Origin of the sequence: Streptomyces antioxidans (genome assembly GCF_000968685.2) — a bacterium.
Taxonomy (GTDB): domain Bacteria; phylum Actinomycetota; class Actinomycetes; order Streptomycetales; family Streptomycetaceae; genus Streptomyces; species Streptomyces antioxidans.
In genome coordinates this window covers 1-395 of sequence record NZ_LAKD02000209.1, presented here as the reverse complement: position 1 = coordinate 395, position 395 = coordinate 1, and the positions used below count along the sequence as shown (strand labels likewise).

General features: G+C 71.6%; 1 pseudogene. It reads left to right on the top strand.

Going from position 1 to position 395, the window contains the following annotated elements:
- Nucleotides 1-395 (top strand): annotated as a pseudogene (locus VT50_RS37745) (polyketide synthase); the annotation flags it as partial.

Genomic DNA, 395 nt, shown 5'->3' with positions numbered 1-395 from the left:
GTCGCAGGAGCGGGTCATCCTCGCGGCGCTCGACAACGCCGAGCTTTCGCCGTCCGACGTGGACGTCGTCGAGGGCCACGGCACCGGGACCGTGCTCGGCGACCCGATCGAGGCGCAGGCGCTCCTGGCGACCTACGGCCAGGACCGGGACCAGCCGTTGTGGCTGGGCTCGGTGAAGTCGAACATCGGACACACCATGGCCGCGGCCGGCATCGCCGGTGTGATCAAGTCGGTACAGGCCATGCGGCACGGTGTGCTGCCACCCACACTGCACGCCGCCGCACCCTCGTCGCATGTGGACTGGGCAGCGGGTGCGGTGCGACTGCTCACCGAGCCCAGGCCGTGGGAGACCGGCGGACGGCCGCGCCGCGCCGGTGTGTCGTCGTTCGGCATCA